General features: G+C 69.4%; 6 protein-coding genes and 1 pseudogene. All 7 read left to right on the top strand.

The features are described 5' to 3' along the window. The first annotated feature begins 165 nt into the window (after positions 1 to 165). On the top strand, positions 166 to 330 hold the full coding sequence (locus ACFVZH_RS38830; protein ID WP_384905155.1) for a hypothetical protein: 165 nt from the start codon (positions 166 to 168) through the stop codon (positions 328 to 330). A 177-nt stretch (positions 331 to 507) separates the two neighbouring features. Beyond that, positions 508 to 702: a hypothetical protein gene (locus ACFVZH_RS38835; RefSeq protein WP_384905157.1), complete on the top strand. Its 195-nt coding sequence runs from the start codon at positions 508 to 510 to the stop codon at positions 700 to 702. A 1,156-nt stretch (positions 703 to 1,858) separates the two neighbouring features. Beyond that, positions 1,859 to 3,078 (top strand): annotated as a pseudogene (locus tag ACFVZH_RS38840) (IS3 family transposase). Next, positions 3,075 to 3,455, top strand: coding sequence for a hypothetical protein (locus ACFVZH_RS38845; protein ID WP_384905159.1), 381 nt, complete (start codon positions 3,075 to 3,077; stop codon positions 3,453 to 3,455). Before ACFVZH_RS38840 ends, ACFVZH_RS38845 begins: the two are co-directional and overlap by 4 nt. Positions 3,456 to 3,662: 207 nt before the next feature. Further along, positions 3,663 to 5,072, top strand: a complete 1,410-nt coding sequence (locus ACFVZH_RS38850; RefSeq protein WP_384905161.1) for a replicative DNA helicase — start codon at positions 3,663 to 3,665, stop codon at positions 5,070 to 5,072. Between the two features lie 504 nt (positions 5,073 to 5,576). Next, the gene (locus ACFVZH_RS38855; protein ID WP_384905163.1) at positions 5,577 to 6,131 is read left to right on the top strand and encodes a hypothetical protein; all 555 of its coding nucleotides are present in this window, start codon (positions 5,577 to 5,579) and stop codon (positions 6,129 to 6,131) included. A gap of 88 nt (positions 6,132 to 6,219) precedes the next feature. Continuing rightward, complete coding sequence (locus ACFVZH_RS38860; protein WP_384905165.1) at positions 6,220 to 7,644, top strand: IS1380 family transposase; 1,425 nt, start codon at positions 6,220 to 6,222, stop codon at positions 7,642 to 7,644. The last annotated feature ends 599 nt before the right edge of the window (positions 7,645 to 8,243 follow it).

Consider the following 8,243-nt stretch of genomic DNA (forward strand, 5'->3'; position numbering starts at 1 on the left):
CGCCAGCCTCGTTTCCGACCGCAACACCACCGGCTGACACAAACCCCCAGCTCAGACCCCCACGTCTCCAACGCAATCACGCACCAGCTCGTTAGGACCTCTTAGCGTGGTGGGCAGCCGTTGTCGGTGGCTGTCAGGGCCGTGTGGGAAAGGGTGGGAGCCTGCGTGTCTGCAGAGCCGGGCAGGAAAACAGCTCAGGAGCGGCGTGCGCATGCGGCGGCCGTGCGTGAGTGGGCCAGACGGGACGAGCGTCTGCGCCGGGTCAGCATGCTGATCGGTTTGATCGCACTTGCTGCGGCGGTCGGTCTTGCGCTTGCCGTACTGCTGTGACGCACCTTTCAAAGTAACGCCTTCACCGGGCCATCGACACCGCGCTTCAAAGGCGTACAGAGCAGGGAAGGCGCCTGCACGCCCTTGTGGCCGCTTTTCGCGGCGTCGGCGCAATTCTGGGGTTTCCTCCGTGTCGTTCGGGGCGCAGGGTGCCGTACACGGCTCTACAGTGCCGGTGTGGACTCCTATGCGGGTCGGCGGCGTGGCTGCCGGAACCTGACCGATCTTCAGCGTGAGCTGGCTGACCGGCTGGTCGTGCGTGCTGAATTCCTGCGTGCCGAGGCGGGCCGGGACGGCGAGCATCTGAGTGTCCGTGACGCGGTGGCCCTGGCCGCCGTCCAGCTCGGACTGGTCGCTCCCGCCGACATCTGATCGGGCCCCGCCAGCGGCCAGCCTTCCCAGCCGGCCCGAGGCGTGTCCAGGGCGGTTCAACGCCCGCACGCACTCCCACTCACTGTGCCGTCGGGCTCGACGCGGATGAACCCCCGGCCGGGGGTGAGCACCGCCCGCCCGATGGGGGACAGCGATATGAGCTGCCTTCTGTCCCCAGACAGAAGGCAGCCCACCGGCGAGTTTCTGGCGGGGGAGCCAGGCTGTGTCAACATCGCTTGCAGTATTGGATCATGAGCAGACTACTGCCGGATGAGTATGACCTACTCCATGATCGCCCTGGATGTGCCAAAGGGTGGCCTGCCGCGACGCACGAATGCCACAGGCTGATGGGCGTCACGGTTTTTTCACGGCGGAGAGTCATCTGTCTTCACGCTTCACCGGTGCGGCGCCGTCTGTGATGGGCGGTTCCTGTCGCAGGTGCCGCCCGGCTGGTGGAGGGTAGTGTCGTTTCCCGGGTAAGACGGATGGCGCCCGTGTGGTACTGGGCCGGTCACCGGCACGTCCTGGCGGGTCATCGTGCTCCTGGCCCTCGCTCTCGCCCTGGCGGTGCCCACACGTGGGCCCGGCGCCCCGCGCCGGGCCGTCCTGCTCCCCGCTCCGCCCGGTCTCGGTCTCCTCGCTCGCGGGTCCGGCTCGGGGCCAGTGGTCGGGTCGCCCGGGGGTGAGATTCCCCCGGGCGACCCGACCACTCAACGCCTGCCGGTGGCGCCAGGTCACTCGCGAGGAGCGGCCGGGCACCGTTGGACAGTGCGAACGGGAACGCATGTGCGGGATGCAACGCCGTGCCGGGCGTACGGGTGGGGTCGGCGGTGTGGCGTGCCGTCCGGTGTACGGGTGGGTGGGGGAGGCTGTAGCGCAGGCTGTGCCAGGAGAGGGTGGATCAGTGGCGGTCATGTCAGCCGGTGCGGGTGTAGGGGTGCGCCGGTTCAGTGAGCCTCTTCAGCGGTCACTCGAGTGAGTGATGCGCAGGCTGCTGTTGACTGCCTCCGCGACCAGCGCAGACACGCCCCGATGCCAGCGGCCGGTCCTCCTCCTCGTCACTCGATCGTGGCCGAGTTGAAGAAGCTCAGTGAGGCGTCCCCGGTGGTGTGGACACTCTGACAATGGATCTTTCGATCCGAGGAAGGGTGTCCCGGTGGGACGTAAGTCTCCGTATCCGGCGGAGTTCAGGAACGACGCGGTCGCGCTCTATCACGCGGCGGGCGGGAAGCGCACGTACGCGGCGGTCGCGGCAGATGTCGGGGTGACCGGCGAGACGCTGCGGAGCTGGGTGCGCCAGGCCGACGAACACGCGGGCCGTGCTCATAGCCATGGCGGGCAGAGTACGGAGAGCCGGGATGAGGAACTGGCCCGGCTGCGCGCGGAGAACGGCCGGCTGCGCAAGGCGGAGAAGGAATGGGAGCTCGAGCGCGAGATCCTGCGCCGGGCAGCGGCGTATTTCGCCAAGGAGATGAAGTGAAGACCCGCCGCTGGGACTTCGTCTCCGCCCACGCCGAGACCTTTGGTGTCCAGCGGATATGCCGGGTCCTTCGGGTCTCGCGCTCGGGCTACTACCGGTGGATCGCCGGCGCGAAGACCCGCCAGGAGCGGCAGGCCGCCGACGACGCCCTGCTCGCGGAGATCCGCGAGATCCACACCGAGCACAAGGGCACCTACGGAGTCCGGCGCGTCCATGCCGAGCTGCGCGGCGTCGGGCACACGGTCAACCGCAAGCGCGTCGAGCGCCTGATGCGCGTCAACCGGCTCGAAGGCCGCCATCTGCGGCGCCGCAAGCGCACCACGGTCCCCGACCGGCTCGCCCCGCCCGCCCCGGACCTGGTCCAACGCGACTTCACCGCCGCACGGCTGGACGAGAAGTGGTGCGGCGACATCACATACGTGCAGGTCGGTGGCTCGTGGCTGTATCTCGCCTGCGTCATCGACATCTGCTCACGCCGAGTGCTCGGCTACTCGATGGCCTCCCACATGCGCGCCGAGCTGGTCATCGACGCACTGAAGATGGCGGTGGCGGCCCGCGGCGGCAACGTCGACGGGGTGATCTTCCACGCGGACAGGGGTTCGCAGTACACCTCGGCCGCGTTCGCGCGGGTCTGTGATGGTTTCGGGATCCGCAGGAGCATGGGACGCGTCGGCTCGAGCTACGACAATGCCCTCGCTGAGAGCTTCTGGTAGGGGCTGAAGAGGGAGACGATGCACCAACGGCTGTTCTCGACGATGCGCCAGGCACGGCTGGAGATCTTCCAGTGGCTCACCTACTACAACGCCCGCAGACGCCACAGCGCCCTCAACTACCTCTCACCGGTCGAATTCGAACAGCGACAGCAGAGAGCACGTACACTCACACTCGCAGCATGAACCCCTGTGTCCACACCCCGGGGGACGCCTCGGTGGCGGCTGTCGCCTTCACTGCGGACGAGCTGACCGCCGCGTCGCATCTGCTCCAGATGCTTCCGCAGCCGTGGTCGCAGGGACGGCCGAAGGCGAAGCGGCTTGCGCCGCTTCTGCTGGCGGTGATGGCCGACCAGAGCTGGCCGAAGATCCTGGAGCTGGCCGAGGCCGACCGGGTCCTGCTCGTACGGCAGCTGGCGAAGAACCCGGAGAAGGTCAACAACTACGGCTCGGTCCTGAAGGTCGACCGGATTCCGAACCTGCCGCTGTACGTCACCTGCCGCCGTCCGGCCGTGATCCGTCCGCGTTCCGAGTCCCCGGCCACGGGTGCGGCGGGCCACTGAGGCGACATCGACTGCGACCCGATCACCCGGACGCGGGAGAGCCGCGACGAGGCGGGCCTGCTGCGCCTGCGGAACTGCCCGCAGTGCCACCCGTCGGTAGCCCGCCCGGCCGCCGGCTGACGTCGGGGTACGAGAACGGCGGCTGGACCGGGCATGGTCCAGCCGCCTGCGGAACCGCCCACTCACTCACTGACCAGGAGTTCCACCATGAGCATCGCCCCCCCCGCCGACTACGACGGCGACTACGAGCCGGAGCCCGAGGACGACGGCGCCCGGCCCGTCCCCGCGGCCCGCCAGGCTCTGGAGCGCCAGCAGCCCAACGACCTGACGGCCGAGCAGGCCGTACTGGGCGCCATGATGCTCTCGCCCACCGCGATCGACGACGTGAGCCGCATGCTGCGCGGAGGCGGCGACTTCTACCGCAAGCCGCACGAGACGATCTACAACGCGATTCGGGATCTGTACGACCGCACCGGCGGTACGAAGGACATCGACCCGATCCTGGTGGCTGGGGAGCTCACCGCCCGCGGCGAGCTGCACATGGTCGGCGGCGCCGGCTACCTGCACACCTGCGTCAACGCGGTGCCCACCGCCGCGAACGCCGAGCACTACGCCGAGAAGGTCCGCGACCTGGCGGCGTTCCGCGCCCTCATCGAGATCGGCACCCGGATGGCTGCTCAGGGCTACGCCGCGATCGGGGAGGCCCCGACGGTCGTCCAGGCGGCCATGGCGCTGGTGGCCGGCACGGCCGTGGTCGAGGAGAAGCTGTCGGTGGCCGACCGGTGGCAGGAGTTCATCGACGCGCAGGAGGCGGGCGTCGACCCGCGTGCGCTGGACATGCCGTGGCCGGACATCAATGAGATCGTCCAGCTGCTGCCCGGCCAGCTGGTGATGGTCGGCGCGGCGACGGCCGGCGGCAAGAGCCTGTTCGGGATGAACCTGGCCTCGCACGTGGCCCTGCACCGGGAGCGTCCGGTGTTGGTGGCCAGCATGGAGATGAACGGCAACGAGCTGATGGCGCGTCTGACCTCCGCCGAGTCCGGCGTCTACCTGGACCGCCTGATCCGTCACAAGCTGGAGGACGATGACTGGGAGCGCATCGCGCGGGTGTCGGACCGGATGCGCCAGGCCCACAACTTCCTCCTGGACGACTCCCCCGAGCAGAGCCTGTCGAAGCTGCGGGCGAAGCTGCGCTGGATGGCCTCGCAGGGCCGGCCCGCGGGCATGCTGGTGGCCGACTACCTCCAGCTGATGGGCTCGGAGAACACCAAGGCCAACGCCACCCGTGCCCAGGAGATCGGCGAGATCAGCCGGGGCCTGAAGAAGATCGCCGGCGAGTTCCAGATCCCGGTCGTGGCGCTGGCGCAGTTCAACCGTGGCGCGGTCGGCCGCCGGCCGCTCGTCTCGGACTTCAAGGAGTCCAGCTCGATCGAGCAGGACAGCAACGTCATCATCCTGCTGCACCGCGAACTTGCCGAGGACGGCACCGACACCGGCCCCACCGCCGGCACCGTCGAGGCGATCATTGCCAAGAACCGCAACGGGGCCAACGGCCGAATCGTCCAACTCGGCTTCCAAGGACACCGAGCCAGGCTCGTCTCCATGGCCCGGGACTAGCGCACAGCACACGGTCCTTCCCGCCCCAGGGCGTGGATCGGCCCAGACGGGCCCTGACGGCCCCTGTGGCGGCCGCAGGGCCCGTCTGGGCCCCCCAGTCCGCCCCGGGTTCAAGATCGGCCAGCACGCGACGATCTACGGATCCCGCCCGCAACGCTCCCAGGAAAGTCATATTTCGCATTCCCCATCGGAAATATGCATGAGACGGGTGGACTGAAGCCATGTCACTGAGCACGCTGCAACTGCTGCGGATCACCGTCGCCGCGCTGCGCCAGGTCACCGAGGAGACCCAGGGCCAGCTGGCGGCCGGGATCGGCCTGACCCAGGAGAAGGTCTCGCGTCGTCAGTCCGGCGCCACGGTGTGGACGCTGGACGACGTCGACGCGCTGGCCGCGCACTGGGGCCTGGCCGTCCTGGACCTGCTCGCCGGTCCCACCCGCGCCACCGAGGCCTACAGCACCCGCCGCCGGCGGCTGGTGCACCCCCACCCCGGCCGCCGCCCCGGTGGAGCCCGCAGGCATCGCCGACGCCGCCCAGCAGGCCGTGCAAGCCGCCGTGGCACCGGACACCACGCCCGCACCGGACGCCGGGCCCACCGCCCCCGCATGCCTCGTCGACGCCGCCCAGCAGGCCGCCCATGCCGTCCTCGGCCAACCGCCCGCCCCTACCGCCACCACGCTCGCCCCGACCGAGGACGAGCCGGCCACGGCCGAGCAGGCACCCACCGCTGCGCCCACCCCGGCCGGCCCGGCTGCGCCGGCGGCCGGTGCGCCGGTCCGCAAGGAGCCGGCCACCCTCGCGGAGCTGCTGGAGATGATCCGGCGTCCGGTGGAGCGGGAGCTGGCCCGGCACGGCGGCGACGTGGACGCCGCGACCGCCGCGCTGGTGAAGAAGGCGATCCCGGACGCGATGGCGCTGCTGGCTGTTTCCCGGGTCGGTGCGCGCTATGAGCACACGGACCACCCGCCGCTGCCCGACATTCTCAAAAAGGCGTCGAAGGCGAGCGCGGACCAGGTGTGGGAAGCGCGCCCGACCTCGAGTATTCAGCGGCTGGGGTGATCTGATCCCGGGTCAGCAGAAGGTGCCCGTGACCTGTGAGGATGCGAGTGTTGAGATCGTATCCGGCACAGAGACGGGCACCTTCTGGGTGAAGGCTATCGGGTGGGACGAGCGGCTGTCGGTGGAGGCCGACGGCAGGGGCATGGTCGGGCACGCCGGGGCGGCGCTGCTGCGCCGGTGCGCGGATCGGACCGGGCTGACGGGTGCGCTGGGGAAGGTGCTTCCTCGCGGGTCGGGGCCGGGTTGGCGCGAGCGGGGCCAGGTGGTGGTGATGCTTGCCGTCGCGATCGTGCTGGGCGCGACGAGCGTGCTGGATGCCGAGGCCCTGCTTGCCCACCAGGCCGGGCTGTTCGGGGTACCGGCCTCGGACTCTACGATGGGCCGGACCCTGGCGGCGATCGACGAGAAGGTCCTGAGCAGGGTCGCCGATGCCCGCGCGAGGGTGCGTCGGCAGGTGTGGGAACAGATCGCGGCGCGGCCGGGTGGCTTCCCCTGGCTGACGGTGGCGGGGAAGGTCCTGACGGGCTGGATCGTGATCGACATCGACGCCACGGTCATCACCTCCGCCTCGAAGAAGCAGGGCGCCGCGGCCACGTTCAAGAAGACGTTCGGGTTCCACCCGCTGGCGGCCTGGTGTGCCAACACCCAGGAATCCCTGGCCATGCTGCTGCGCGAGGGCAACGCCGGCTCGAACACCGTGGCCGACCACCTGACCGTACTCGCCGAAGCCCTGCGCCAGATCCCGGACTCCAGCCGGGCGAAGATCCTGATCCGGATCGACGGCGCCGGAGCCACCCACGACCTCCTGAAGCGCCTCGAAGCCCTGAACACCAAACGCCGTACCGTGCGCTACCTGGTCGGCTGGACCATCACCGACGCGGACGAGCGGGCGATCGCACTGCTGCCCGAGCAGGTGTGGGACGACACCCTCGCCCAGGACGGCACCCCGGTGGCCACCGCGCACGTCGCCGAGCTCACCGGTCTGAACACCCGGTCCGGCCGGCCGGACGGGATGAGGCTGCTCGCACGTCGTACCCGCCCCTCGGCCCGCCAGGCCGGCAAGCTCACCGACCTCGAGAAGCGCACCGGCTGGCGCTACGCGATCACCGCCACCAACATCCGGCACATGTGGGGCATCGCTGGCTCCCACCAGCAGCAGTGGCTGGACGCCCTCGGCCGGGCCCGCGCGCAGGTGGAGAACCGGGTGCGCTGCAACAAGGCCCTGGGCCTGCACAACCTGCCCTCCAAGGACTGGAGCGCGAACCGGGCCTGGATGCTCACCTGCAACATCGCAGCCGACCTGGACGCCTGGACACGGCTCCTCGGCCTCCACGACCATCCCGACCTCGCCGGAGCCGAGCCGGCCACGATGCGCTACCGGCTCCACCACCTGCCCGCGAAGCTCACCCGGCACGCCCGCCGCCGCTGGCTCACCCTGTCGCGGACCTGGCCCTGGCGCGATGCCTTCACCACCTGCTGGCACCGCCTCGGCGCCCTGCCCGCCCCGACCTGACCGAACGCCACCAACCCGACAAGGACCAGGAAGGAGGACAACCACCCAACCCTCGGCGCCGTGGAACCCGAGCGCAGCCGCAGCGACACGCGACGGCCCCACCCCCGACCATTATGGACAAAAGGGGCGAACTGACCGGTCGGTCAGCGACTCACGACCCCTGACGAATCGAGGCCAGCACCGACACTATCCAGATCACGAACTACAGCTGCCGTGTCATTTCTGCTCCAAAGCGAGGAACCTCGTAACTCTCTGTAGATCGTCAAGAGCGGACGGCGAGGCTGGGAATACGTCATCGAAAAAATGGTGGTTCGTCCCGGCCATGACTGGCGACCTGCTGAGTATCGAATCCTCAGGACTTGGGTCTCGATTCTTCATCAAGCTGGTTCAGTCCGGGCTCTGCTCGGACATTACGCAGCGTATTCCTATTGACTCGAGTTCGGGAGACACAGATGAGCTACATCACCGAGGACGGCCTGAGCGTCAACCACGCCGAGGCTGCGCTCACCGAGGACGGCCTGAGCGTCAACCACGCCGAGGCTGCGCTCACCGAGGACGGCCTGAGCGTCAACCACGCCGAGGCTGCGCTCACCGAGGAC

The sequence above is a fragment of the Streptomyces sp. NPDC059534 genome, from assembly GCF_042743475.1.
Taxonomy (GTDB): Bacteria; Actinomycetota; Actinomycetes; order Streptomycetales; family Streptomycetaceae; genus Streptomyces.

What these genes read in the sequence shown, in the direction of transcription:
- ACFVZH_RS38850 (WP_384905161.1), top strand. Translation starts at nt 3,663, where the DNA reads ATGAGCATCGCCCCCCCCGCCGACTACGACGGCGACTACGAGCCGGAG.
- ACFVZH_RS38845 (WP_384905159.1), top strand. Translation starts at nt 3,075, where the DNA reads ATGAACCCCTGTGTCCACACCCCGGGGGACGCCTCGGTGGCGGCTGTC.